Below are 23,804 nucleotides of genomic sequence, written 5' to 3' on the forward strand. Positions count from 1 at the left end.
TTCAGGATCGGGGCACGCGAATGCTTTCCACCAGATCCTGGATGTCCTTCGGCGGCGGTGCAGTAACCCGTGAGACGGCGTACGCCACCACGAAGTTACACAGTGCGCCAATGGCACCGAAGCCCGTCGGGTTGATGCCGAACAGCCAGTATTCGGCCGTATCCGGCAGGGTCAGGAACCCCGGGAAGCCCGGGAAGAAGAAGTAACCCTTGTAGGTGAAGATGTACACCAGCGTGACCAACAGGCCGGTGAGCATGCCGGCAATGGCGCCCTGCTTGTTCATGGTGCGCATGAAGATGCCCATCAGGAGCGTCGGGAACAGACTGGCTGCCGCCAGACCGAACGCCAGTGCCACCACCTGCGCCGCGAAGCCGGGTGGGTTCAGACCCAGGTAACCGGCGAACAGAATGGCACCCGCCATACTGAGGCGAGCCGCCCGCATCTCTCCCCGTTCGCTGATATTGGGTTTGAATACCCCCTTCAGCAGGTCATGGGAGATGGCGGAGGCGATCGCCAACAGCAGGCCGGCGGCCGTCGACAGGGCGGCCGCGATGCCACCGGCGGCCACCAGGGCCACCACCACGGCTGGCAGATTCGCGATTTGCGGATTGGCCAGCACGATGATGTCCCGGTCAACGATCATCTCCGAACCCTGCCAGCCCTGCTCTTCAGCAAAGGCGGCCATCTCCGGATCATCTTCGTTGTAGTACTGCAGGAAGCCATCATCATTGAGATCGGTGGTGTCCAGCAGGCCAGTGGCTGCCCAGTGGCGCATCCAGTCCGGCTGGTTCTCTTCGGCCAGCCAGGCATCCGGCTCGGCGAGGGCCTCGCGGTTATCCCAGATCTCCGTGGGCTCCGCGATGACTGTATTGAGCGTGTTCCACATGGCCATGGCGCCCACCGCCGGCGCGGTGGTGTAGAGAATGGCAATGAAGAACAGCGTCCAGCCGGCGGACCGGCGGGCATCACTCATCTTGGGCACGGTAAAGAAACGGACGATCACGTGGGGCAGGCCCGCCGTACCGATCATCAATGAGAGGGTCAGCAGGAACATGTTGGCCATCGTCATGCCGCCCAATTCGCTGTAGGGCGCGAAGCCGATTTCCACCAGTGTTTTGTCCAGAGCGGTGATCAGATGCTCGCCCGTACCGGTGGTACCGCCCAGACCGATCTGCGGTATCGGCACTCCGGTGATGGTGAGTGAGATAAACACCGCCGGGACCGTGTAGGCAAAAATCATCACGCAGTACTGAGCAATCTGCGTGTAGGTAATGCCCTTCATGCCGCCGAACACGGCGTAGATAAACACCACCGCCATGCCGGATATCAGGCCGATCTCCAGGGGCACCTCGAGGATGTTCGAGAAGGCGATGCCCACGCCCCGCATCTGCCCGATCACGTAGGTAATCGACATGGCGAGCAGTGACACCACGGCAATGATCCGGGCCCCCTTGGAATAGAACCGGTCACCGATGAATTCGGGCACCGTGAACTTGCCGAATTTCCGGAGGTAAGGCGCGAGCAGCAGGGCCATCAGCACATAGCCGCCGGTCCAGCCCATCAGGTAAGCGCCACCGGAGTAGCCCAGGAAGGCAATCAGGCCCGCCATGGAGATGAAACTGGCCGCCGACATCCAGTCCGCCGCCGTCGCCATGCCGTTGGCCACCGGGTGAACACCCTTGCCAGCCACGTAGAACTCGGAGGTGCTGCTGGTTCTTGCCCAGATCGCGATGCCGATGTACAGGGCGAACGTCAGCCCCACCACCGACAGATTAAGAAGTTGCTGTGCATCCATCTGCGTGGTCTCCCCTTTTTATTATTAGTCGACGTCGAATTCGCGATCGAGTCGGTTCATGTACCAGGCGTAGAAAAAAATCAACGCGAGGAACACGTAGATGGAACCCTGCTGGGCGATAAAGAACCCCAGGGGATAGCCCCCGATCGAGCCCAGCGCATTGAGCGTTGGTCCGAGCAGGACACCCAGGAGCAGCGATACCGTTGCCCATATCGTTAGCAGGATGGTGATGACCCGGATGTTTCGTCGCCAGTATTCGCGGCGGCCGGTGTCTTGTTGCTGATTGCTCTCAGCCATGGTTTCTCCTCCATTCTCCGCAGTTGGACTTTATCGTGGTGACCGGGTCCAATCCGGTGCACCCAACTGATATGCAAAAATCATGCACAGGTGAGCTCCAAGGGTTCCGGCGGTCGTCAGCCTTGATCACCCAGGGGGGCGTTACCCATCGTAGCAACCGCTGTGTGGTTGGGTAACGGCGGCTGTCCGCCGCCGCTACCCGTGACCATCATTGATTGGCGCGGTTGCTGATGAGCTCATCCACCACCGAGGGATCCGCCAGCGTGCTGGTATCCCCCAGACTGTCCAGCTCGTTGGTGGCCACCTTGCGAAGGATGCGCCGCATGATCTTGCCGGATCGTGTCTTCGGCAGGCCGGGTGACCACTGAATGACATCCGGTTTGGCGATGGGACCGATTTCTTTCCGCACCAGGTCGGTCAGCTCCTTCTGCAAGCCGTCATTGGGTTCCACGCCGGTCACCAGGGTGACATAGCAATAGATCCCCTGGCCTTTCACGTCATGGGGGTAACCCACCACGGCGGCTTCTGCCACGGCGTCATGCAGCACCAGTGCACTCTCGATTTCGGCGGTGCCCATGCGATGGCCCGAGACGTTCAGCACATCATCCACCCGGCCGGTGATCCAGTAGTACCCATCCTCGTCCCGGCGGGCACCATCACCGGTGAAGTACTTGCCGGAATAAGTGGTCAGGTAGGTGTTCATGAAGCGCTCATGATCGCCGTAGATGGTGCGCATCATGCTGGGCCAGGCCCGGGCAATGCACAGGTTGCCCTCGGTGGCGCCCTCCAGCACGTTGCCCTCGTTGTCCACCAGCTGTGGCTCAACACCGAAGAAGGGCAGTGTGGCGGATCCCGGCTTCAGGTCGATGGCGCCAGGCAGGGCGGAGATCATAATGGCGCCGGTTTCCGTCTGCCACCAGGTATCCACGATCTGGCACCGCTCGTCGCCCACCACCCGGTAGTACCATTCCCAGGCTTCGGGGTTGATGGGCTCGCCGACGGTCCCGAGGATCCGAAGGCTCGCACGGGAGTGCTTTTTGACCAGTTCTTCTCCCAGTCCCATCAGCGAGCGGATGGCCGTGGGAGCGGTGTAGAAAATGTTCACCTGGTGGTCGTCAATGACCTGCCAGAAGCGGCCGGCATCGGGGTAGGTGGGGACCCCCTCGAAAACCAGTGTGGTGGCGGCGTTGGACAGTGGCCCGTAGACGATATAACTGTGCCCGGTGACCCAGCCCACGTCCGCGGTGCACCAGTAGACCTCACCGTCGTGATAGTCGAAGACATACTTGAAGGTCATGGAGGCCTGTAGCAGATACCCGCCGGTGGTGTGCAGCACGCCCTTGGGTTTACCCGTGGATCCGGAGGTGTAGAGGATGAACAGCGGGTCCTCGGCATCCATTTCTTCCGGCGCGCACTCCGGCGACGCCTCACTGATCGCCTCCTGGTACCAGACATCCCGATCCGGATTCCACGGGACCTGGTTACCGGTGTGGCGGACCGTGATGACGGTGTGTACGGAATCCAGGCCATCCAGGGCCTTTTCCACGTTCTCTTTCAGGGGCACCGGCTTGCCACTGCGCAGCCCCTGATCGGCGGTGATCACTGTTCTGCAGTCAGCATCCTCGATGCGGTCCCGGAGCGCGTGAGGCGAAAATCCACCGAAGACAATCGAATGCACTGCGCCGATCCGCGTGCAGGCCAGCATGGCCACCACGGCTTCCGGGATCATCGGCATGTAGATGGACACCCGGTCGCCCTTGGCCACTCCGCGCTCTTTGAGGACATTGCTCAGCCGGCAGACCTCCTCGTGCAGCTCGCGGTAGGTGATGCGCCGGACGTTGCCGGGTTCATCGCCTTCCCAGATCACCGCATGACGGTCGCCATGGGTCTCCAGGTGTCGATCCAGGCAGTTGTAGCTCACATTGAGCTTGCCACCCTCAAACCAGCGAATCTGGCCTTTGCTCAGATCGTTGTTGCTGACCCGGTCCCATTTGCGAAACCAGGTCAGGAATCGATCCGCCTGTTCGGCCCAGAAAGACTCGGGTTCATCCAGAGAGCGCCGATACATGGCCTCGTATTCACCCTGGGTGAGCAAAGCGTTATCAGCCACTCCCTGGGGTACCGGATAGATTTTACTTGCAGACATCGTGTCACTCCTCCTTGGTCTCCATTGCTTGAATACTGATTCTCAGGCCCTTCACCCTGCCTGTGTTTTGCGGAGCAGACCAGTTCGCTGGCGTCGCTCCCACAGGGCTTTACGGCTTATACCGAGGCGTCGGGCAAGTTCTGTTTCGGTGAGTTCCCCCTCGTGGGCGCGAACGAACTCCTGAAAATATTCCTCCAGTGACAGGCTAAGCGACCGGGCGCTTGCCCGATTGCCATTCACTGGCAGGGCCAGGGTCTCGACCGACACCTCGTTGTCGTCACTGAGGATGACGGCTCGCTCGATGATGTTTTCCAACTCCCGCACATTGCCCGGCCACGGATAGTGCTGGATGGCCTCCATGGCGTCATTGGTGAGCGTCATGCTCGGTCGATTCAGGCGTCGACAGGATTTTTCGAGCATAAACTGTGCCAGCTCGGGCAGGTCATCCATTCGTTCGCGCAGGGCAGGGAGCTCGATTTCCATCACATTGATCCGGAAATACAGGTCACTTCGAAAGCCCTCCTGTTCCACCAGTGCGCCGAGATCCCGGTTAGTGGCGGCCACCAGGCGAATGTCCACCCGGCGGCCCTGATCGGCGCCCACCCGGCGGATTTCGGATTCCTGCAGGGCGCGTAACAGCCGCGCCTGGGCACTGCCTGGCAATTCGGCAATTTCGTCCAGAAAAAGGGTGCCGCCACTGGCCGCCTCGATCAGCCCTTTGCGAGGGGCATCGGCACCGGTGAATGCGCCTTTCTCGTGGCCAAAAAGCTCGGCTTCAATGAGGGACTCCGGAATGGCGGCGCAGTTGACCGCAATCAGCGGACCGCCGCGACGGGGGCTCTCCTCGTGGAGGGCGCGTGCAACCAGTTCCTTGCCGGTGCCGGACTCCCCGAGAATAAGCACCGTGGTGTCCGTGGGCGCCACCCGCTGGATCCGCTGGAGGACTTTCTGCATGGGCTGGCAATGACCAATGATTCCGTGAACCGGATAGGCCTCATCGATCTGGGCGCGCAGGGCCGCATTCTGTCGCCGCATGGCGTACTCCCGCAGCGCTCTCTCCACGGTCAGGCGCAGTTCGTCGTTATCAAAGGGCTTGGCGATATAATCCACCGCGCCACGTCGCATGGCATCCACCGCCGACCGGACGCTGGCATAGCTGGTCATGATGATGACCGGCGTGTCGCCAGCCAGGTCGATGATATCCATGCCATCCCGCCCGGGTAGCCGGAGATCGGCCAGTACCAGGTCATGGTTGCCGAGCGGCCCGTCGCGGAGGGCCGCTTCCACGGACTCGGCACCCTGGGCGTGCAGACCCGCCTTGACCAGGAGCCGGACGATGGCTTCCCGGATGACTTTTTCGTCTTCGATGATGAGGACGCTAGCCACTGGCGGGTACTGCCTCCGTTTCGGTGGCAAGGGGCAGGCGCAGCACCACCTGGGTGCCTTTTTGCCGGCCACGACGGGGCTGGATGCTCAACTCGCCGGCGCATTCGCTAATGATGGCCCACGCCAGCGACAGGCCGAGACCCGTGCCCTTGCCGGGTGCCTTGGTGGTGAAAAAGGGTTCGATGACCTTGTCTTTGATGGCTTGATCGATGCCATGGCCATCATCAACCATCCGGATGACCGCATTGCCGCGTTGGCGGCGGGCGCTGAGAGCAATTTTTCCGCCAGGTTCGCAGGCGTCCATGGCATTGGTGTAGAAGTTCACGAACACCTGGACCAGACGCTGGTGTCCCGTCAGAACACTCAACGTCGCGGGAATATCGCGGCTGAAGTGCAGCGTTTTGGCCCGTGGGTTCAATCGCACCAGGCGTTCCGCTTCTTCGGCGGCGCTCGCCAGTGAGGCCCGTTCCACGGCGCCGTTGCCCGTCGGCGGGCCGGCGTGGGCGTAACCCACCAGCGCCTGGACAATGTGGGTGATCCGCTGGGTCTGTTGCAGGATCTCCGTGGCGCGATCGTCGTTGGTGTGTTCCTCCCGCCACTCCTGGGCCAGGCAGTCAATGGCCGTCACTGGATTACCGATTTCGTGGGCCACACCGGCGGCCAGGCGGCCGATAGAAGCAAGCCGCTCGCTGTGGGCCAGCTCGTGCTCCAGTCGCTGCACATCGGTGACATCTTCCAGCAGGATCAGGCGGTCGGCGTTCTCGTCGCCATCGGGCTCGCCGATCATGGCTTTGTGCAACGTCAGCCAGCGCTCCCCGGCGGGCAGGCTGACCGGGCGCTTGTGAGCCTGGTCAACCGGCTCCTTGAGGAATTGCTCCAGCAGTGCTCCCCAGGGGGCCGGGAGTTCCCGCAGGTGGCGCCCCAGTACCGCATGATCGCCCAGGCCGGTCAGGGTCCGGACCGCCGGATTCCAGCGGGCAATTCGTCCCAGCCGGGTCACTGCCACGACGCCGAGGGGCAGGTCTTCCAGTATCTGGCGGTGGTAGCGGCGCAGCGCGTCCAGTTCCGCGGCGATGCCCCGCAGACCGCCGCCGTGCCGCTCCAGCCGTTCTTCGATGATGCGGACGTTCTGAGCCAACGCGGTTCGGTGATCGGTATCCAGTCGCAGGCACTGATCGACGATGTCCCGGGCCAGCACCGGTCCCATCATGCCGGATAGATTCCGCTTGACCTGATCGCGGAGCTGATGGAGGCGGTCCGGGCGGCTTTCTGTCCAGTCCAGCCCGGCATCCTGTAGCGCTTTGACGATCTCTCCATGCGCGGCGGGCGCGCCGGTGACCGGGGTCAGTTGCTCCACGAACTGCGCCGGCGACCGGGCCACCAATGCGCCCGAGGGAACGTCGGTGATCACCCCGCGACAGGCATTGGCCGCCTCGGACTCGCCGCTGTCCTGCCGGGAGAGCAGTGACACCGCCGCAAAAACCACGGCGTTGACACTCACCGTCCAGAACGTCAACCGTCCGAAGTGGCCGGCGGTCTGGGCAGCACCCAGATCCAGACCGATCAGCTGAATGGGCCCCACCGTCACGAGGGCCGGGAACAGCCCGGCGATCCCCCAGATGGCACCGCCGGCTATCAGCCCGGCCAGAAATCCCGCTCGGGTGGCCCCCTGCCAGAAGAGCATGGCGAGCACCCCGGGGATGAGCTGAGCCATGGCCAGAAAAGCGATCAGCCCCCAGGAGACCAGTGCTTCGGTCCGGTCCAGGCTCAGATAGAACAGATAGCCCGCAGCGATAATGATGGCAATCAATGCACGGCGAACCCAGCGGAGGGTGGCATAGAGGTCATTGAGCGGTGCCAGGCGCATCAGCGGCAGGACGAGATGATTGAGGCACATGGAGGACAGCGCCAGGGTCGAGACAATGATCATGGCGCTGCCCGCGGAGATGCCCCCCAGATAGATGAACAGTGCGATGGCCGGATTGCCGGTGAGCTGGGAAATACCCAGCACGGTGTAATCCGTGGGCACGTTCAGGGCCAGCGCCTGGCCCGCCCAGAGCAGCGGAGGAACCGCGGCGGCCAGCAATAGCAGAAAAAGCGGGAAGGCCCAGCTGGCGGTGCGCAGGCCGCTGTCACCGAGGTTTTCGATGAACAGCATGTGAAATTGCCGGGGCAGCAGGAAGGCCGCAGCAAAGGCGAGGAACAACAGCCCGGTCCACTCCTGACCGGCCACGGGCGCCATGAAGTGCTCCAGGCGTTCGGGATTGGCAGCCAGCCAGTCTCCCAGCCCCTGCCAGCCACCGAAAGCCATGGACACCGCAATCACGGCCACCAGCAGCAGGGCGGCGATTTTCACCAGTGATTCGAAGGCAATGGCGGCCACCAGGCCGCTGTGTTTTTCCCGCGGCGTGACATGGCGGGCGCCGAAAACGATGGCAAAGACCGTGACGATGATGCAGAACACCACCGCCACGGGCTCGGTGGCGGTGTCGGTGCTGAGGATCTGGGTCGACTCGGCCACCGCCCGGATCTGCAGGGCGATGTAGGGGAGGCTGCCGGTCAGGATCATCAGGGTGACCAGCACCCCGGCCAATCGGCTGTCAAAGCGGAAAGCGAACAGATCCGCGACCGAGGTGAGCTGATGACGGCGGACCAGCCGCAGTAACGGCATCAACAACAGGGGCGTCATCGCAAAGGCGATGGTGACGCCGATGTAGATGGTGGCAAACAACAGCCCCGAGCTGCTGGCAAAGCCGACGCTGCCGTAGTAGCTCCAGGTGGTGGCATAGACGCCCAGTGACAGCACGTAGACCGCTGGATGGCGAACCACCGCCGCCGGGATCCAGCGGCGCTCCGTGGCATGGGCAATGAGAAAAAGCAGGCACAGGTACCCCACGGCGGCCAGGAACAGGGTGGCGGGGTTAAAGACCATGGCGGCTCCCGCGGCGGGTGGTCAGCGCCACCAGCGCGATGTAACCCAGCCACAGCAGAAAAGGGAAATGCCAGGACAGACCGACGTCAGCCCACCATAAGGCCAGTGGCGAAACGAACAGCAGCAGCCCGACCATGAGCAGCAACAGGCCGACGGAACCCCCGGGGGAATTCTGTCCAATCATGGGCTCTCCTCCCCATTGACGTTACCGAAGGTATCACAGGGGATGGGGCAGGAGGAAAGCCTCTTCGCCCGGCCGGGATTGCAGCCGTACCGGACGCCAGTGACGCACCGCCCATTCCAGCAATTCGCCGGGAGGCGCTCCGTCGAATTCTGCCGGCGGGGGATGAGCCAGAAATGCGAGAACCGCCGCCGTGATCGCCGACGCCTGTCTCGGATCGACGGCGGTAGCGGCGTTGGTTTTGCTCAGTTTGCGGCCGAGCTCATCCGTCGCCACTGGCACATGCAGGTAGCGGGGCGTCGGCAGGCCAAGCTCCCGCTGCAGAGCCACCTGGGGCGCCGTCGCCGGCAGCAGGTCCGCGCCCCGGACGATATCGGTCACTCCCAGTTCGGCATCGTCCACCACCATCGCCAGGGGGTAGGCATGCAGACCGTCACCCCGTTTCAGCAGGAAGTCGCCCACCAACTCGTCCACCGCGACGGTCTGATGGCCGTGGCATCGATCCAGGAAAGCCACCGGTTGCGATTCGGCTCGAAAGCGCCAGCTGCGAGCGGTGCGGCCGGGTGGCAGACCTCCGCGACAGGTGCCGGGATAGATCAGCCCGGCGGGACCGGGTCGGCCCAGCGATTGCACCTCGCGTCGGGTGCAGCCACAGGGGTAGGCTCGCCGCCGCTCAATCAGCTGGTCCAGCGTCTCGGCATACAAGCCCCGGCGGCTGTCCTGGTTCTGTACCGCCCCGTCCCAGTGCAGTCCGAACGCCTCCAGGGTCGAGCAGATGCTCGTCGCCCACGCCGGTCGGCAGCGGGTACTGTCCAGGTTGTCGATTCGCAATCGCCACTGGCCGCCGGCCGCCCTGGCGTCAACGAAGCTGGCAATGGCGGCCACCATGGATCCCAGATGTAGCGGGCCGGTGGGGCTGGGAGCAAAGCGGCCAATGACGGGTGTGCGGGTCATGCCGCTATCCTACCCCCGGGTTCGGCGCCAGACCGAGGGCTTGGTAGACTCTCCGCCTTTAGTCCTCGGAGTCTCGCCCATGCCGGTCCCACTCGCTGCCCGGACTCATCGCATCCAGCCATTCCATGTGATGGCGCTGCTGGGCCGGGCCCGGGAGCTGGAGTCCGCCGGATGCGATGTGGTGCACATGGAGATCGGCGAGCCGGATTTTCCCACGGCTCAGCCGGTGGTGGAGGCCGGGCGTCAGGCGCTGGCCGACGGCCGGACGGGCTATCTGCCCGCCGCCGGCTTACCGGCCCTTCGCGAGGCCATCGCCGATCACTACCAGCGCCGGCATGGCGTTGATCTCGATCCCGGCCGCATCCTGATCACACCCGGGGCCAGCGGTGCCCTGGTCATTGCACTGGCACTGCTGGCGGATCCGGGGCGCAACGTTTTGCTGCCGGACCCGGGTTATCCCTGCAATCGCAATTTCGTGGAGATGGTGAACGCAGAGCCCCGCGCGGTTCGGGTCACGGCGGAGACCGATTATCAGCTCACGGCGGAACGGGCCGAGGCAGCCATGGATCAGGCCACCGCGGCCATGCTGGTGGGCTCCCCCGGTAATCCCACCGGAACACTGGCCACCGCGGACGGGCTACGGTCACTGGCTGGCCTGGCCCAGGTCCGGGGCGTCGGATTGATCATCGACGAAATTTATCATGGCCTGCATTACGGCGATCCCCCGGCCCAGGGACTGGAGCACGCGCCGGAGGCCATTGTCGTCAACAGCTTTTCCAAATACTTCGGCATGACCGGCTGGCGTCTGGGTTGGATGGTGGTGCCGAACGACTGGGTGCCGGTGGCGGAGAAGCTGATGCAGAACCTCTTTATTAGCGCGTCGACGCCCGCCCAGTATGCGGCACTGGCCTGTTTCTCCTCATCCGCCGAGGCCATATTCGAAGAGCGCCGGGCAGCATTTGCCGAGCGCCGGGACTTCCTGCTGCCCGCCCTTCGCGACATCGGCTTCCGCATTCCCGGAACGCCAGCCGGCGCGTTCTACCTGTACGCCGACATTTCTGCACTGGCCGGCGACAGCTCAAGTTTTGCCTCATCCCTGCTCGAGGCCGCGCATGTGGCGGTCACGCCGGGCATCGATTTTGAGCGCACGGCGCCCGAAGCCCATGTTCGATTTGCCTACACCACCGACCTGGACCGCCTGGCGACTGCCGTTGAGCGTATTCGCCGGCACCTGCGGGGTGGTGCCTAGTCGGCCAGATTGCAGAGCTCCGAGCGGGTGAGGAATCGCTTGCCCTCCGGCGCTTCCAGCGAGAACCCGGCGCCTCGCCCGACCACCACATCAATAATCAAATTGGTGTGGGACCAGCGTTCGTACTGGGCGCCGCCGATATAAAACGGCTCTCCGCCAATGTCGCCGAGATAGACATCCCGTGCCCCAATGCGGAACTCCTCTCTCGGATAACACATGGGGGCGCTGCCGTCACAGCAGCCACCGGATTGATGAAAAACCAGCGGTCCATGACGCTCCCGCAGCTCGGCGACAAGGGCCTCGGCCTCCGGTGTGGCGCTGACCCGTGTTGTAGACTGATTCATGGCTCTCCTCCATTGAGTCAGCGGTGGCCGACCGAATCATGGATCGGCCGGCCACCCTGTCAGGAATGATGTCAGTTGATCATGACCAGCACCATCCGGCCGTCGATGGTGCCGGCACGCATTTCATCAAAAATCGTGTTGATGTCATCAATGCTTCGCCGGGTCACCGTTGGCTTCACCAGCCCCTCGCCCCCGGGGTTCAGAAGAAACCCATCGGTGCCTGGCTGTAACTGACCAGCAGATTCTTGGTCTGCTGGTAGTGCGCCAGCATCATCAAATGGTTCTCGCGTCCAATACCGGAGTGTTTGTATCCGCCAAATGCGGCGTGGGCCGGGTAGAGGTGATAGCAGTTGGTCCAGACGCGGCCCGCCTGAATCCCGCGGCCCATGCGGTAGGTGGTATGGGCACTGCGCGACCAGACACCGGCGCCAAGCCCATAAAGGGTGTCATTGGCGATTTCCAGCGCATTGTCCATGTCAGAGAAGCCGGTAACCGAGACCACAGGCCCGAAAATTTCCTCTTGGAAGATCCGCATGGCGTTGCTTCCTTCGAAGACCGTTGGCTGGATGTAGAAACCGCCGGAAAGGTCTCCCCCGGGTTCCAGGGCCTCGCCGCCGGCGAGCACCTTGGCGCCCTCCTGTTTGCCGATATCCACGTAGGCCAGGATCTTCTCGAACTGATCCTGGGAGGCCTGAGCACCCACCATGGTGTCGGTATCCAGCGGATTACCGGCTTTGATGCGTCCCACCCGATCCAGGGCGGCGTCCATGAAATCCCCGTAGAACGACTGCTGGACTAGCGCCCGGGAGGGGCAGGTGCAGACCTCGCCCTGATTCAAGGCAAACATCGCAAAGCCTTCCAGGCACTTCTCGCGAAAACCGTCGTCCTCGGCAAAGCAATCCGCGAAGAACACGTTCGGGGATTTGCCGCCCAGCTCGAGGGTGACCGGGATCAGGTTTTCCGAGGCGTACTGCATGATCAGTCGCCCGGTGGTGGTTTCGCCGGTGAAGGCGACCTTGGCGATCCGCGGGTTGGACGCCAGTGCCTTGCCCGCCTCGGCTCCAAACCCGTTGACCACGTTGAGGACACCCGGCGGCAGCAGGTCGGCGATGAGCTCCATCACCAGCAGGATGCTGGCGGGGGTCTGTTCCGCGGGCTTGAGGACAATGCAGTTACCTGCAGCCAGGGCCGGAGCAATTTTCCAGGTGGCCATCAGGATCGGGAAGTTCCAGGGGATAATCTGACCCACGACCCCCAGGGGTTCGTGAATGTGGTAGGCCACGGTGTCGTTATCCAGCTCGCCCACCGTGCCTTCCTGGGCGCGGATGACGCCGGCAAAATAACGGAAGTGGTCTATGGCCAGCGGGATGTCCGCCACCAGGGTCTCCCGCACCGGCTTGCCGTTCTCCCAGCTTTCGGCCACGGCGATCTTTTCCAGATTGGCCTCGATGCGGTCGGCGATCCGGTTGAGGATGACCGCCCGTTCTGCCACCGGGGTGGTGCCCCAGGCGCCCTTGGCGGCGTGGGCGGCGTCCAGCGCGAGTTCAATATCGGCGGCGGTGGATCGGGGGATACGGCAGAACGTCTGCCCGGTGACCGGCGTTGGGTTATCGAAATACTGTCCATCCACCGGCGGTTTCCATTCTCCACCGATGAAATTCTCGTATTGGTCCTTATAGCTGACAACGGCATCAGAGCTGCCAGGGGGAGCGTAAATCATGATCTCTCCTCATGGGTATTTTTTTAACCAGTACCACAGCACGGCACGAGAGCTATCAGCAAAATCCGGGCCAGAAACCGCCACGCCTTTCTATCTTCATGAATTCTTTGCAATCCCGGGCCCGCCGGGGCAGTCTGCAGACAGACGGCACCACCGCTCTGCTGTGCCACGGCGGGACGGGGTGTCCGGAATTGCGACGGGGAGGAGAGTCCTATGGGTCGCAGAGACAGCGTCGAACGCCCCGCTGGGCAGATCCGCGGGCAGTTGCTTGATGGCGCAGAATCACCCGCTGGCGCTGCGGAAGGCGTGGGGCGCTCCTGGCAGCGCTCCCGGGAAAACGGCTTAACGCCGGAGCGCAGCGCCGCGGATGCCATGCTCGAGCAGGCGGCACTGGCCCTGGTCAGGGAGCGAAACCAGCGCTTGATCGCCTTTGCCCTGCCCGAGCTTGAGAACCTCCGGCACCAGATCGCCGGCACCAACAGCGCGGTATTACTGGCCGACGCCAACGGCGTGATCCTCGAACGTCACGGTGATCCGGCGTTCAGCCGCCGGAGCCAGCGGGTGGCGCTGCAACCGGGCGCCTGCTGGGGGGAATCGGCGCGGGGCACCAATGCCATTGGCCTGGCGTTGGCCGAGCAGCGGAGTGCATCGGTTCACGGCGAGGAGCACTTTCTGGCCTGCAACACTTTCCTGACCTGTGCGGCCACGCCCATTCGGGACGTTAACGGCCAGTTGACGGGTCTTCTGGATGTCTCCGGCGACCAGCCGGCAAGGCAGCTGCACGCGCTGGGTCTGGTGCGTATGGGGGCTCGGATGATCGAAAACCGGATGCTCGAAACCGAGTTCCCGGACGCCATTTATCTCCACTTCCATGTCCGCCCGGAACTGGTGGGAACCCTGGGGGAGGGCATTGTTGCAGTGGAGCCATCCGGGCGGGTGCTGGCATTTAACGAAGTGGCCTCCCGGCACATGAGCGCACTGACGGTCCATGCTGAGTTGGACGGCCTGCTGGAATCGAGTTTCGATGAACTGGCCGGGCGGAGCGACGAGTGGATCATCCTGCGCACCCGGGACGGACTGAATGTCACGGCACGGATTCAGGGACCGGCGTCGCGGGGTGAGCGGGTCAGCGTGCCGATGGGTCGGCGGTCAGGCCAGCCGCGGGCGGCTGACGTCGATGACCCGTTTCCCGCTTTGCATGCCGGCGATCCGGGGTTTGTGGACCTGATGTGGCGAGCTCGGCAGGTTTTCAATCGCGGCATTCCGCTGGTCCTCGAGGGGGAAACCGGCACAGGCAAAGAGTGGGTGGCTCGTCGGCTGCACGACTGCAGTGAACGAGGTGCCGGGCCGATGATCAGCGTGAACTGTGCCGCCATCCCGGATTCCCTGGCCGAAGCGGAGTTGTTTGGTTATCGGCCCGGCGCTTTTACCGGCGCCAGCCGGGAGGGTGCGGCGGGGCATGTGCAGCGAGCGGATGGTGGCACCCTGTTCCTGGATGAAATCGGCGACATGCCACTGTCCATTCAGAGCCGGTTACTACGGGTCCTCCAGGAGCGCGCGGTTGTCCCAATTGGCGGCACCGACCCGATTCCGGTGAATTTTTCGCTGGTCAGCGCCACCCACCAGAATCTGGCGCAACGGGTGGAACAGGGCGCTTTTCGGGCGGACCTTTATTATCGAATCTGTGGGTTTCGTGTCACCTTGCCGGCGCTGCGGAACCGCGCCGACCTCGAGGGCCTGATCAGCCGGATGCTGGCGGTAGAAGACCCGAGTGCGCGAATCGCACCGGCGGCCCGGGATTGCCTGCTTCGTTACCCCTGGCCCGGTAATCTGCGTGAACTGCAGAATGCGCTGCGCACGGCCCTTGCCCTTGCCAAGCCCGGTTGGCCTATCGAAATCCTGGACTTGCCGGAGCCGATCCGTGCATCCGATATGGCTGTAGCCGGTGAGCCGTCAGAAGCGACCGGTGGGCTGAGGGAAGCTGAAGAACGCTGCATGCGCGACGCCGTTGAAGCCCATGGGGGAAACTATGCGGCCGCGGCTCGGGCCCTGGGGATCAGTCGCAGCACGCTGTACCGGCGCCTGCGGCGCGGTTGACGGTTTTGAGCCCTGGCACATTTTCCAGTCTGCTAAAAAACCGGTATTTTCTCCATTTTGCCACCACGGGGATTCCGGGCCTGCAATGCGCCTTAGCAAGATCCGCCTGAACGGGTTCAAATCCTTTGTGGATGCCACCCCCGTGCCGTTACTGGGCGGCATCACAGCCATCGTCGGGCCCAATGGCTGTGGCAAGTCCAACATTATCGATGCAGTTCGCTGGGTGATGGGCGAGAGCTCCGCCCGGCATCTGCGCGGCGGATCCATGGCGGACGTCATTTTCAGTGGTTCCCGCAGCCGCAAGCCCGTGGGCCAGGCCAGCATTGAGCTGGTGTTCGACAACTCGGACGGGGCGCTCGGCGGGCAGTACGCGGGTTTTGCGGAAATCGCCATTCGCCGCCAGGTGAACCGGGATGGTCAGTCCGCTTACTACCTCAACGGCAGTCGCTGCCGCCGGCGGGATATTACCGATGTTTTTCTGGGCACCGGACTGGGTCCCCGCAGCTATTCCATTATCGAGCAGGGTACGATTTCGCGGCTCATCGAAGCGAAGCCTGAGGAGCTTCGCGGCTATCTGGAGGAAGCCGCCGGCATCAGCCTTTACAAGGAGCGCCGTCGGGAGACCGAGCGGCGGATGCGGGACACCCGGGAGAACCTCGAGCGTCTGGAGGACGTCCGGGATGAGGTGGGTCGGCAGCTGGAAAAACTCTCGCAGCAGGCCGAGACCGCGGAGCGCTACCGAGCCCTCAAGGCCGAGGAAAGGGAGCGGCGGGCCGAACTGCTGCTGCTGCGAACCCGCGGGTTGCAACAGGAGCGGGCGACACTGCAGCAGGAATTGGCAGAGCGCGACAATGCACTGGAGTCCCGCATCGCCGATCAGCGGGGGGTGGAGCGGGAGATGGAGGCGCTGCGCGCGAGTCACGCTGAGCAGAGCGATGCCCTGAACGAAATCCAGGGACGCTTTTACCAGGTGGGGTCGGACATCGCCCGCCTGGAGCAGCGCATCAGTCATCGCCGCGAGCTGCGTGAAACCAGCGCTCGGGAGCTGTCCCGCAATAACGAGGCTCTGGAGCGGGTGCAGGCGGAGTTGGCCGAAGACCAGAAAAAGCTCGGGCTGCTGCAGGAGCGCCTGCAGACCCTGAATCCCGAAATCGAGTCCCTGGACGAAGCACTGACCCGCTCAACCGTGAGTTTGGAGGAGGCCGGCAAGCGCCTGGAGGCCGCCCGCGCCGCCCGGGATGAGCAGGCACGGCGACAAGCGGACGCCGACCGGCAGGCCGAGGTGGAGCGGGCACGGATCGAGCAGCTGGAAGCGCGGCAACTGGATCGTCGCCGACGCACGGAACAACTGGCGACGGAACTCGGCGAACTGGACAGCGATGGCGACGGCGACGTGGCCGACGTGGCGTCACGGATCGGCGTGCTGGAGCAGGAGCGCGATCAGTTTGACGAGCGTATCGCGGATCTGGATGAGCAGATTGGCTTCGAAGCGGGTCAGCGGGACGAGCATCGGGACGAGCTGGACGCGCTGCGGGAGCGGCGCTCGGAGCTCAAAGCCCGACAGACATCGCTGGAGACCCTGCAGGAGGCGGCCCTGGGCGCGGAGACTGGCGCCGGCGAGTGGCTTGAAGCCATGGGTCTCGGGGACGGAAAGCGTCTGGGCGAGTGCCTCGAAGTCGAAGCCGGATGGGAAACCGCGGTGGAAGTCGTCCTTCAGGATGCGCTTCAGGCCGTGGCGGCGGACGATCTCGGCCGGCTGGGTGGGCAGGCCGAGCAGCTGGGCGGTGGTGCCGTGATGCTCTACCGGTCGGACGCCGCCGGTGACACCGAGTCTGGATTCGGCGCCCATGCTGCCGGTGACGATCGGCTTTTGACCCGAGTGAAGGGGCCGGCCCCGCTCCAGGACCTGCTGGCGGGTGTGCATGTCGCGGATGACGAGCAGCAGGCACTCAGCCGGCTGGCTTCCCTGCCGGCCGGGGAGTCCGTGGTGACCCGTCGGGGGCAGTGGTTCGGTCGACGCTGGCTGAGGATTCAGGCCGCGGCCAGTGATGATCAGGAGGGCGTCCTGGCTCGAGGCCGAGCCCTTGAGGCCCTCGGCAATGAAGTGGCTCGACTGGATGAAGCGATGGCTCAGCGCGAGGCGCTTTACCAGGAGGCCGTGCAGCGGGTTGCACTACTGGAGGAGCAGAGGGCCGAGCGAGCCGACGAGCGCGGTGGCGTGGATCGTGAGCTGGCCGCGGCCCGGGCGCGGCTCGAGGCCGCCGAACAGCAACAGGCGCGTCGGCGGGAGCGGCGTGAGACTTTGCTGGGCGAGCAGCAGACCCTGCAGGAGGCGCTGGAGGCGGGTGATCGGGATATTCGCACCACCCGGGAGCAGCTGGAGTCGGCACTGGCCACGGGTGAGCAGGCGCAGGCGGCGATGGCTCCGCTGGATGCAGACTGTCATTCGGCCCGGGAGGCCGTGGAAGCGGCACGGCTGGCGGCAGACCAGCTCCGCGAGCAGCGTCAGGATGTGGCGCTGCGCCTGGAAACGGCCAGAACGGCGGGTCAATCCCTTGAGGAGGCCATTGCCAGACTCCAACGTCAGGAAACCGGACTGAGCGCCCGTAACGCCGAGCTTGAACAGACGCTGAACGAGGTGTCCGGATCGGATGACAGCCTGGAGGCGGAGCGCCAGGCACTGCTTAAAAAACGCGCCGCGGTCGAGGAAGAATTGGCAGCCGCACGGCGGGCGCTGGGAGAGGCCGACGAGGCGCTACGCACCCTGGATATCCGCCGGGGTGAAGCCGAGTCCGCCATTGTCGAGCTGCGGGAGGCGGCGGAGTCGGCCCGCTACCGCGATTATGAACTGAAAGCGCGGTTGCAGACGCAAACCGAGCAGTTGCAGAGCCTGCAGGTCGATCCGGCGGCCGTGGCCGAAAAGCTATCGGAAACCGCCACCGAATCCGACTGGGAAAAAGAACTCGAGCGCCTGGATAACCGGATCCGTCGGCTGGGACCGATTAACCTGGCCGCCATTGACGAGCACCGAACGCTTTCGGAGCGAAAAAGTTATCTGGATGCCCAGCAGGCGGACCTGAGTGAGGCACTGGAAACTTTGCAGAACGCCATCCAGAAAATCGACCGGGAAACCCGCAGCCGCTTTCGTGACACCTTCGACAAGGTCAACAGTGGCCTACAGCGGCTTTTTCCGCGGTTGTTCGGTGGGGGTCAGGCTTATCTCGAAATGACCGACGATGACCTGCTGGAAACCGGGGTTACGCTGATGGCCCGGCCTCCCGGCAAGCGGATCACCAATATTCATCTGCTCTCCGGTGGCGAGAAGGCGCTGGCGGCGGTGGCGCTGGTCTTTGCCATCTTCGAGCTGAATCCGGCGCCCTTCTGCATGCTCGACGAGGTGGATGCACCGCTGGACGAAGCCAACGTGGGACGTTTCTGCGATCTTCTCTCCGAGATGTCCGAGCGGGTGCAGTTCATCGTGATCACTCACAACAAGGCCACCATGGAAGCCGCCAGCCATCTGGCTGGCGTTACCATGGCGGAGCCGGGGGTCTCCCGACTGGTCGCGGTGGACATCGAATCCGCAGCGGCCATGACCGAGGCGGATGCTTGAGTTGACCTCCCGGAGATTGCAATCTGACACCAACGGGAAAAACGGAAGCCGCAATGGATGAATTGCGCTGGACATTACTGATCCTGGGCGCCCTGATTGTCGCCGGCGTGTATGGCTACAGTCGCCTGCAGGACTGGCGGAAGGACGGTACGCCCTGGAAGCGGAGCAGTCAGCGACGCGAACCGTTCGCGAACGAAGCCGAGCCTGACCTGTCCGGCCCGGATCCTTTGCTGGACGATCCCGAGGACAACGACATTGTCGGCCCGGCCCGGGTGGTTTCGGCGACTGAGGAACCGGAGTCCGTGGTGCCGGCCGGCGAGCCAGAGATCTCGGCGACTGACGATGCATCCGTAGAGGCCACCGAGAGCGAACCGGAAGTGGCCGGGGATCAGGTCGCCCATTCGGCCGGCGGTGACAAGGTTGTGGTGCTGACGGTGATGGCACCGAAGGGCACCCGGTTTTCGGCCCAGGATCTGGTCCGGGTGCTGCAGAGTTCGGGGCTCCGTCTGACTGAGCAAGGGGTATTGCGACGAGGACTGGATACGGGTCAGGGCACGGTGGCGCTGTTCACCGCCGCCAACATCGTCGAGCCCGGCACCTTCGATCCGGACAGTCTGGAGACCGCCACCACCCCGGGCATTGCACTCATCATGCAGCTGCCGGGCCCGTTTGACGGCCTGGCCACCTTCGAGCAGATGCTGACCACGGCGCAGCGGACCGCTGAGCAGTTGGGCGGGGTGGTGCTGGATGGACGTCGCTGCGATCTCACCACCCAGTCCATCGAGCATATCCGCGAGGAATTACTGGAGTACCGGCGTCGCGCGCACCTCGCCAGCCGGCGTGGGGCCTGACTGCAGTGGCGGACAGTGCAAGCCACGCGGCTGCCCGGGCCGAAGCGCTCCGGCGGTCCATCGAGCACCACAATCATCGGTACTATGTGCTGGATGATCCGGAAATCGCGGACGCCGAATATGATCGGTTGATGGATGAACTGGCCAGCCTCGAGGCCGAACACCCGGAGTTGATCTCCGTTCATTCGCCCACCCAGCGCGTGGGCTCCCGCCCGCTGGAGGGTTTTGAGCCCTCGCAACATGACCGCCCGATGCTCTCCCTCGCCAATGCGTTCAGCCGCGAGGACGTGGTCGAGTTCGATCGCCGACTGCGCCGCAATCTGGCGGTTGACGCACTGACCTATGTGGGCGAGCCCAAGCTCGACGGCCTCTCCATCAATCTGCGCTATGAGCAGGGAAGGCTGGTGGAAGCCGCCACCCGGGGTGATGGCGAGGTCGGCGAGCAGATTACGGCAAACGCCCGCACCATCCGCAGCGTCCCGCTGATCCTGTTAACGGACAATCCGCCCCAGCGGGTTGAGGTGCGCGGTGAGGTGGTGATCCGCCGGCGGGATTTCGAGGCGCTCAACCGCCAGCGGCTGGCGCGGGACCAGCGGCCGTTTGCCAATCCGCGCAACGCGGCGGCGGGTAGCCTGCGCCAACTGGACCCGCGGATCACCGCCGCCCGGCCGTTGACGCTGTTTGTCTTTGGCATTGGCGCATCCAGTGAAGCCCTGGCGGAGGATCATCTGGGGATCCTGCGGGTGCTGGGAGACTGGGGGTTTCGGGTCAATCAGCGGGTGGAGCGGGTCGAGGGGGCCGACGGCCTCCTGGATTACCATGACCGCCTGGTGGCCGAGCGCGATGACCTGGATTATGAAATCGACGGCGCGGTCTACAAGGTCAATGACATCGCGGCGTGGTCCGAGCTGGGGACCACCGCCCGAGCGCCTCGCTGGGCACTTGCCCACAAGCTGCCCGCCCGGGAGGCCACTACCGTGGTGGAATCGATTCTTCCCTCGGTGGGCCGCACCGGGGTCATTACCCCGGTGGCGGCGCTGCAGGACGTCAATGTTGGCGGCGTCACCGTCGGCCGCGCCACCCTGCACAACCTGGACGAGGTGCACCGTAAGGACGTCCGGGAGGGGGACACCGTCATGGTCCGCCGGGCGGGCGACGTGATTCCCGAAGTGGTCAGCGTGGTGACGTCGAAACGTCCGCCGGGTGCCGAAGCCTGGTCCATGCCCGCGCATTGCCCGGTCTGCGGCTCCGAGGTGGTTCGCCTGGATGATGAGGCGGCCCATCGCTGCATGGGCGGGCTGTTCTGCCCGGCTCAGCGGGTGGGGGCGCTCATGCACTTCGTCTCCCGTCGGGCCATGGACATCGATGGCCTGGGCGAAAAGCTCGTCCGTCAACTGGTAGAGACCGAACGGGTCCGGACCGCCGCCGACCTGTATCAGCTGAGCTGCTCGGACCTCTTGGGCCTTGAGCGCATGGGTGAGAAATCGGCCGGCAACCTGCTGCGCTCCATCGAGGCCTCAAAGCAGACCACCCTGGCCCGCTTTCTGTTCGCCCTCGGCATCAGCCAGGTCGGCGAGGTAACCGCGCGGGTTCTGGCCCGGGAGTTGGGCTCGCTGAACGCGGTCATGAATGCCGACGAAGAGGCGTTGGTGGCGTTGCCCGACATTGGTCCGGTTGTGGCGCAGTCCATCACCCGCTTTTTCGAGCAAACCACCAACCGGCAGGTTATCGAGGGCCTGCTGTCCGCGGGCGTCACCTGGGACGATCCGACGGGGCGCCAGGAGAATGCAACCGATGACGCCGGGCGGACCCTCGAGGGGCTGACTTTCGTGCTGACGGGCACTCTGGAGAACCTCACCCGGGACGAAGCCCGAGCGGCCATTGAAGCCCGGGGCGGCAAAGTGACCGGTAGCGTCTCCGGGCGCACGAATTACCTGGTGGCCGGAAGCGACCCGGGCTCCAAGCGGGACAAGGCCGAGACCCTGGGCGTACCCGTCCTCGACGAGGACGGGTTCCAGGCAATGCTCGGCTGACCGTTCGGGATTTTCGCCGCGGGGCTACTGGGCCCAGTCGGCGCGATAATCGATATCCGCGCTTTCACGCAGGCTGTCGAGCCTTGCTTCGATACGCTCGTTGACCATGGTCATGGCCAGTTGCTGTGACACCGCTTCAAAGGCGGGCACGCTCCCCTCGCGGGTGTCGTCCAGCTGGATGACATGCCAGCCGAAACGGGTTTCTACCGGCTCGGTGGTCATTTCGCCCGGTTCCAGGGCCACCACGGCGTCGGCGAACGACGCCACCATGTCACCCCGGGTGAACCAGCCGAGGTCGCCGCCGTCCTCGGCGCTGCCATCCTGGGAATGCTGGCTGGCCATCTCGGCAAAGGTTTCGCCGCCCTCGATCAGTTCGATGATCTCCTCCGCGAGACCCCGCTCGCTGACCAGGATGTGCCGGGCGCTGTACTCCAGCGGTGCGCCGGCTCCGTAATCCTCTTCATAGCGAGCCCTCAGGGCGTCATCGGAAATCTGGTCCATCTGCGCGAAGCTGCGCACGAAGGCCTGGGCAAGCGCCTGACGGCGGCTGTTGGTGAGCTGGGCCTGAGCCTCCGGCGTGGGCTCAACGGACTCGGCCTCGCCCGCCTGGGCCAGCAGGATCAGGTTGATGGTTTCGTCCAGGAAGCGCTGCCGCTGAACGGGGGGCAGATCCGTCCCGCCACCGGTCTGCTGCGCGATCAGCTGATTGAGTTCGGTCTGGGTAATGACTTCGCCGTTAATTTCGGCCACCACGGGGGACTCGCTGGAGTCCTGAGCGATGGCAACCGTCGTCATGGTGCCGAGCAGGCCTGCGATCAACAGGTTCATGGGGTTGAGAATGCGTTTGATAGGCACGTATATCTCTCCGGGTTAATTTATCGTTGGTCTGCAGCTGGGGTAGGGTCCGCGTCCGGGGTCAAGGCTTCAATGCTGAGGGCGTGGATGCAGTCGTTGCGCATCGCGTCTCCCAACGCATCGTAAATCATGCGATGGCGCTGTAACACGCTCTGATCGTTGAAGGCCTCGCTCACCACCCGCACATGGTAATGCCCGCCGCCGGCTTTGGCACCCGCGTGGCCGGCGTGTCGATGACTGTCATCCCGTACTTCCAGACGTTGGACCGGCAGATTCTGCTCCAGACGCGCCCGGATCATTGCCGGGCGTTCGCTTTTGGGGATATCCGCCGCATTCATGGCAACACCCGCTTGAATGGCTTCACGGTGACCCGTCGATAAACGCCGGCGTCCACGTAGGGATCCGCGTCTGCCCAGGCCTGGGCGGCCTCCAGGGAATCGAATTCGGCAATCACCAGGCTGCCGGTGAAGCCCGCGGGCCCCGGGTCTTCGCTGTCGATGGCGGGATGTGGCCCGGCCAGCAGCAGTCGTCCCTCGTCCCGCAGGATCTCCAGTCTCGCCAGGTGATCCGGTCGGGCCCCGGCGCGTTTCTCGAGGCTGTTTTCGGTGTCTTCACTGATGATTGCGTAGTACATGGGCCTGGCCCGTCTGCTGAAATCAACTCGAAACGCTACCATAGAGCCACAATCGCAAGCAGCGGAATCGGAACCATGAGTCAGTATTTTGAAGTTCACCCGGAGACACCGCAGCCGCGGCTGGTTCGTCGAGCGGTGGAAATCATCCGTGCCGGCGGTCTCGTGGCCTATCCCAGCGGTACAACCTATGCGCTGGGTTGTGGTCTGGGTGAGAAGGCCGCCGTGGAGCGGATTCGGGCGCTGCGCCAGCTTGACGAGCGGCATCACTTCACCCTGGCCTGTCGGGATCTCTCCGACATCGGCAGCTACACCCGCATGGACAATACCGCCTTCCGGTTGCTGAAAGCCCATACCCCGGGGCCCTACACCTTTGTGCTGCGCGCAACCGCCGAGGTCCCCCGACGCCTTCAGCACTCCCGGCGGCGGACGGTTGGCATTCGGGTGCCGGATCACCCGGTGGCGCGAGCGATTCTGACGGAGCTGGGGGAGCCGTTGACCACCAGTACGCTGCTGTTGCCCGACGAGGACTACCCGATGACGGATCCGGCGGATATCCGTGACCGCATTGGTCGCCAGCTGGATGCGGTCATTGACGCCGGGCCGGGTGGCCTTGAGCCGAGCACCGTGGTGGATCTGAGCGGCGAGGCGCCACAGGTGCTTCGACACGGTGCCGGCGATGCCGATGTATTCGAGTCCTGATCGGCTATGATGGCCCCC

The 23,804-nt window shown here is 64.1% G+C and carries 18 protein-coding genes; 6 read left to right on the forward strand and 12 right to left on the reverse strand.

Annotation, left to right across the window (positions count from 1 at the left end):
- Nucleotide 1: 1 nt before the first annotated feature.
- From GJ672_RS03215 to gluQRS, 7 genes are all read right to left on the reverse strand, one after another.
- Nucleotides 2–1,795, reverse strand: a complete 1,794-nt coding sequence (locus tag GJ672_RS03215; protein ID WP_154295841.1) for a sodium:solute symporter family protein — start codon at nt 1,793–1,795, stop codon at nt 2–4.
- A gap of 24 nt (nt 1,796–1,819) precedes the next feature.
- Entirely contained in the window at nt 1,820–2,092 is a 273-nt protein-coding gene (locus GJ672_RS03220; protein ID WP_154295842.1) for a DUF4212 domain-containing protein, read from the reverse strand.
- 208 nt (nt 2,093–2,300) lie between these two features.
- Nucleotides 2,301–4,238, reverse strand: coding sequence for an acetate--CoA ligase (gene acs / locus GJ672_RS03225; protein ID WP_154295843.1), 1,938 nt, complete (start codon nt 4,236–4,238; stop codon nt 2,301–2,303).
- Between the two features lie 51 nt (nt 4,239–4,289).
- Complete coding sequence (locus GJ672_RS03230; protein WP_154295844.1) at nt 4,290–5,624, reverse strand: sigma-54 dependent transcriptional regulator; 1,335 nt, start codon at nt 5,622–5,624, stop codon at nt 4,290–4,292.
- Entirely contained in the window at nt 5,617–8,556 is a 2,940-nt protein-coding gene (locus GJ672_RS03235; protein WP_154295845.1) for an ATP-binding protein, read from the reverse strand. Before GJ672_RS03235 ends, GJ672_RS03230 begins: the two co-directional genes overlap by 8 nt.
- Nucleotides 8,546–8,740, reverse strand: a complete 195-nt coding sequence (locus GJ672_RS03240) for a hypothetical protein (protein ID WP_154295846.1) — start codon at nt 8,738–8,740, stop codon at nt 8,546–8,548. Before GJ672_RS03240 ends, GJ672_RS03235 begins: the two co-directional genes overlap by 11 nt.
- A 33-nt stretch (nt 8,741–8,773) precedes the next feature.
- Nucleotides 8,774–9,691 carry a tRNA glutamyl-Q(34) synthetase GluQRS gene (gene gluQRS / locus GJ672_RS03245; protein ID WP_154295847.1) on the reverse strand — a complete coding sequence of 306 codons (918 nt, stop codon included), beginning with the start codon at nt 9,689–9,691 and terminating at the stop codon, nt 8,774–8,776.
- Between the two features lie 79 nt (nt 9,692–9,770).
- On the opposite strand from gluQRS, the gene GJ672_RS03250 reads away from it, so the two are divergent.
- Nucleotides 9,771–10,940, forward strand: coding sequence for a pyridoxal phosphate-dependent aminotransferase (locus GJ672_RS03250; protein WP_154295848.1), 1,170 nt, complete (start codon nt 9,771–9,773; stop codon nt 10,938–10,940).
- Here the strand turns inward: GJ672_RS03250 and GJ672_RS03255 are convergent.
- Both GJ672_RS03255 and GJ672_RS03260 read right to left on the reverse strand, forming a co-directional pair.
- Nucleotides 10,937–11,284 (reverse strand): DUF779 domain-containing protein, encoded by a 348-nt coding sequence (locus GJ672_RS03255; protein ID WP_154295849.1) that lies wholly within the window; start codon nt 11,282–11,284, stop codon nt 10,937–10,939. The genes GJ672_RS03250 and GJ672_RS03255 overlap by 4 nt on opposite strands.
- Nucleotides 11,285–11,483: 199 nt before the next feature.
- Complete coding sequence (locus tag GJ672_RS03260; RefSeq protein ID WP_195759539.1) at nt 11,484–13,004, reverse strand: aldehyde dehydrogenase family protein; 1,521 nt, start codon at nt 13,002–13,004, stop codon at nt 11,484–11,486.
- A gap of 213 nt (nt 13,005–13,217) precedes the next feature.
- Between GJ672_RS03260 and GJ672_RS03265 the strand changes: the two genes are divergently transcribed.
- The 4 genes from GJ672_RS03265 to ligA all read left to right on the forward strand — a co-directional run bounded on the left by GJ672_RS03265 (nt 13,218) and on the right by ligA (nt 21,598).
- Nucleotides 13,218–15,101, forward strand: coding sequence for a sigma-54-dependent Fis family transcriptional regulator (locus tag GJ672_RS03265; protein ID WP_154295851.1), 1,884 nt, complete (start codon nt 13,218–13,220; stop codon nt 15,099–15,101).
- An 85-nt stretch (nt 15,102–15,186) separates the two neighbouring features.
- Nucleotides 15,187–18,714 (forward strand): chromosome segregation protein SMC, encoded by a 3,528-nt coding sequence (smc, locus tag GJ672_RS03270; protein ID WP_154295852.1) that lies wholly within the window; start codon nt 15,187–15,189, stop codon nt 18,712–18,714.
- Nucleotides 18,715–18,767: 53 nt separating this feature from the next.
- On the forward strand, nt 18,768–19,565 hold the full coding sequence (gene zipA, locus GJ672_RS03275; protein ID WP_154295853.1) for a cell division protein ZipA: 798 nt from the start codon (nt 18,768–18,770) through the stop codon (nt 19,563–19,565).
- A 5-nt stretch (nt 19,566–19,570) separates the two neighbouring features.
- Entirely contained in the window at nt 19,571–21,598 is a 2,028-nt protein-coding gene (ligA, locus tag GJ672_RS03280; protein ID WP_154295854.1) for an NAD-dependent DNA ligase LigA, read from the forward strand.
- 24 nt (nt 21,599–21,622) lie between these two features.
- Here the strand turns inward: ligA and GJ672_RS03285 are convergent, their stop codons facing one another.
- The 3 genes from GJ672_RS03285 to GJ672_RS03295 are packed head-to-tail and all read right to left on the reverse strand — an operon-like array spanning nt 21,623 to nt 23,087.
- Complete coding sequence (locus GJ672_RS03285; RefSeq protein ID WP_154295855.1) at nt 21,623–22,453, reverse strand: peptidylprolyl isomerase; 831 nt, start codon at nt 22,451–22,453, stop codon at nt 21,623–21,625.
- A 20-nt stretch (nt 22,454–22,473) separates the two neighbouring features.
- Nucleotides 22,474–22,791, reverse strand: coding sequence for a BolA family transcriptional regulator (locus GJ672_RS03290; protein ID WP_229381941.1), 318 nt, complete (start codon nt 22,789–22,791; stop codon nt 22,474–22,476).
- Nucleotides 22,788–23,087 (reverse strand): YciI family protein, encoded by a 300-nt coding sequence (locus GJ672_RS03295; RefSeq protein ID WP_154295856.1) that lies wholly within the window; start codon nt 23,085–23,087, stop codon nt 22,788–22,790. The genes GJ672_RS03290 and GJ672_RS03295 overlap by 4 nt, the downstream gene beginning before the upstream one ends.
- 75 nt (nt 23,088–23,162) lie before the next feature.
- Between GJ672_RS03295 and GJ672_RS03300 the strand changes: the two genes are divergently transcribed.
- Complete coding sequence (locus GJ672_RS03300; protein ID WP_154295857.1) at nt 23,163–23,786, forward strand: L-threonylcarbamoyladenylate synthase; 624 nt, start codon at nt 23,163–23,165, stop codon at nt 23,784–23,786.
- The last annotated feature ends 18 nt before the right edge of the window (nt 23,787–23,804 follow it).

The organism is Spiribacter sp. 2438, from assembly GCF_009676705.1.
GTDB lineage: Bacteria > Pseudomonadota > Gammaproteobacteria > Nitrococcales > Nitrococcaceae > Spiribacter.

Bases quoted from the DNA above. Each gene is read 5' to 3' on its own strand.
- GJ672_RS03215 (WP_154295841.1), bottom strand. From the start codon at position 1,795: ATGGATGCACAGCAACTTCTTAATCTGTCGGTGGTGGGGCTGACGTTC.
- GJ672_RS03220 (WP_154295842.1), bottom strand. From the start codon at position 2,092: ATGGCTGAGAGCAATCAGCAACAAGACACCGGCCGCCGCGAATACTGG.
- acs (WP_154295843.1), bottom strand. From the start codon at position 4,238: ATGTCTGCAAGTAAAATCTATCCGGTACCCCAGGGAGTGGCTGATAAC.
- GJ672_RS03235 (WP_154295845.1), bottom strand. From the start codon at position 8,556: ATGGTCTTTAACCCCGCCACCCTGTTCCTGGCCGCCGTGGGGTACCTG.
- GJ672_RS03240 (WP_154295846.1), bottom strand. From the start codon at position 8,740: ATGATTGGACAGAATTCCCCCGGGGGTTCCGTCGGCCTGTTGCTGCTC.
- gluQRS (WP_154295847.1), bottom strand. From the start codon at position 9,691: ATGACCCGCACACCCGTCATTGGCCGCTTTGCTCCCAGCCCCACCGGC.
- GJ672_RS03250 (WP_154295848.1), top strand. From the start codon at position 9,771: ATGCCGGTCCCACTCGCTGCCCGGACTCATCGCATCCAGCCATTCCAT.
- GJ672_RS03255 (WP_154295849.1), bottom strand. From the start codon at position 11,284: ATGAATCAGTCTACAACACGGGTCAGCGCCACACCGGAGGCCGAGGCC.
- GJ672_RS03260 (WP_195759539.1), bottom strand. From the start codon at position 13,004: ATGATTTACGCTCCCCCTGGCAGCTCTGATGCCGTTGTCAGCTATAAG.
- GJ672_RS03265 (WP_154295851.1), top strand. From the start codon at position 13,218: ATGGGTCGCAGAGACAGCGTCGAACGCCCCGCTGGGCAGATCCGCGGG.
- smc (WP_154295852.1), top strand. From the start codon at position 15,187: ATGCGCCTTAGCAAGATCCGCCTGAACGGGTTCAAATCCTTTGTGGAT.
- zipA (WP_154295853.1), top strand. From the start codon at position 18,768: ATGGATGAATTGCGCTGGACATTACTGATCCTGGGCGCCCTGATTGTC.
- GJ672_RS03290 (WP_229381941.1), bottom strand. From the start codon at position 22,791: ATGAATGCGGCGGATATCCCCAAAAGCGAACGCCCGGCAATGATCCGG.
- GJ672_RS03295 (WP_154295856.1), bottom strand. From the start codon at position 23,087: ATGTACTACGCAATCATCAGTGAAGACACCGAAAACAGCCTCGAGAAA.
- GJ672_RS03300 (WP_154295857.1), top strand. From the start codon at position 23,163: ATGAGTCAGTATTTTGAAGTTCACCCGGAGACACCGCAGCCGCGGCTG.